Origin of the sequence: Ferrithrix thermotolerans DSM 19514 (genome assembly GCF_900128965.1) — a bacterium.
GTDB classification, from domain to species: Bacteria; Actinomycetota; Acidimicrobiia; order Acidimicrobiales; family Acidimicrobiaceae; genus Ferrithrix; species Ferrithrix thermotolerans.
Genome location: NZ_FQUL01000090.1, coordinates 1 through 1,363, shown reverse-complemented (window position 1 = coordinate 1,363; position 1,363 = coordinate 1). Strand labels below are relative to the sequence as shown.

Sequence of the window (1,363 nt, the reverse complement as noted above, 5' to 3'; positions counted from 1 at the left end):
TTTTTGATGCGTTGTTAACACCAAATTTAGAGCTCAGAAACCGTGTGCGTTTCTCATGCAGCCATTTGTGCCCCAAATACCCCTACTGAACTGGGACTATGGGCCCGCCATGGGAGTCTGGGCATCCACATGAGTGTCAATAGAGCCAATAATGGTCCAACCTTTGCGTCCTCCTCGACGTAACGCAACCTTTGTCGAACAACACGGTCAACCATGCCACCCAAGTCATTCCCGTCAAACTCACAGTCCTTGCCCGTTCCAACACTGTGGTTGGTCATGACCCTATCTCCTATTGAGTAAGTGTGATATTCGGTGTCCATGTTGACCTCCTTGTTGTCTATTACATAAGCCGTCTGTGAGAGCGATGCTGAGCTATGGTCAAGTCCGCTGCGTCCTCGAGTGTGCCGAAGCAGACACCACACACATTGCGATCCTCCACCTGGTTGCGGAAGATCACCTTTGGAAATTCCCCCGAATCATACCTCGTCTCGTCGTAACGATCAATGCCTTGTAGTTTGGCAATAGCATCGAGTACAGTCTCAACGTCAGCAGGTGCACAATCAAGATCCTCTAGACCGAATGGCAGAGCATCTATGATGTACAAGGGCAAACGATGTCTGCCTTGTAGGTGTAGCAAGGCGAAGTCAGAGTCCTCGATTAGGTTCACTGAACTGGGGTAATGAAGGACGATTTACGCGCTAAGCCGAGACGTGGTAGAAGTTAAGAGATGAAAGTAGAGGACTCGGGGAACTTTAAGCGTCTTATTGTACGGCCAGTCCATCGTGATGAGATCTTCCGCTTCAACGAAGTGCTAGACGAGTACCACTGGCTCGGCCATAGGCTCGTCGGCGAGGTTATGCGCTACGTCGCACTCGAGGACGAGCGTGTTGTTAGAGTGGTTGGCTTCGGGTCTGGGGCTTTGAGCCTCGCTGCAGGAGACCCTACATCGGCTGGAAACCTGACATCCAGTTTTGCGGGTTGCGCTATGTGACGAACAATCAACGCCTCTGCGTGCTTCCTAACGAAAGCAGGCCTAATCTGACTTCTGCCATACGGTCTCGAGTGTTGCGCATGCTCTCCTCGGACTTTCTTCATGTCTATGGGCATCCAGTGCTGTTAGTGGCGACCTTCACCAATTCAATGCGCCACGTTGGCACCTGTTACAAGGCTGCAAACTTCCTCCGAGCAGGCGAGACTCTCGGCTATGGGAGGCGCAACGGTGCCCATGTCCATCACGGACAGAAAAAGACCTGCTGGCTTTATCCCCTCCATAAAGACGCAGCAAAGATCCCGGCTAGTGTCCCTAGCCAAAGTTTCACTACTAAACAGGAATTTTCAAGTTTCGGCCCCTGTTGAACCCATT

Annotated in this window: 3 protein-coding genes; 2 read left to right on the top strand and 1 reads right to left on the bottom strand. The window is 51.6% G+C overall.

The genetic code is table 11. The annotated features are described in order from the left end of the window. Positions 1-53: 53 nt before the first annotated feature. Positions 54-320, bottom strand: a complete 267-nt coding sequence (locus BUA24_RS11740) for a hypothetical protein (RefSeq protein WP_072792796.1) — start codon at positions 318-320, stop codon at positions 54-56. A 407-nt stretch (positions 321-727) separates the two neighbouring features. Between BUA24_RS11740 and BUA24_RS11730 the strand changes: the two genes are divergently transcribed. Beyond that, positions 728-991: a hypothetical protein gene (locus BUA24_RS11730; protein WP_072792793.1), complete on the top strand. Its 264-nt coding sequence runs from the start codon at positions 728-730 to the stop codon at positions 989-991. Beyond that, entirely contained in the window at positions 988-1,356 is a 369-nt protein-coding gene (locus BUA24_RS13535) for a hypothetical protein (RefSeq protein ID WP_419187308.1), read from the top strand. Before BUA24_RS11730 ends, BUA24_RS13535 begins: the two co-directional genes overlap by 4 nt. Positions 1,357-1,363: the final 7 nt, after the last annotated feature.

Bases quoted from the DNA above. Each gene is read 5' to 3' on its own strand.
- BUA24_RS11740 (WP_072792796.1), bottom strand. From the start codon at position 320: ATGGACACCGAATATCACACTTACTCAATAGGAGATAGGGTCATGACC.
- BUA24_RS11730 (WP_072792793.1), top strand. From the start codon at position 728: ATGAAAGTAGAGGACTCGGGGAACTTTAAGCGTCTTATTGTACGGCCA.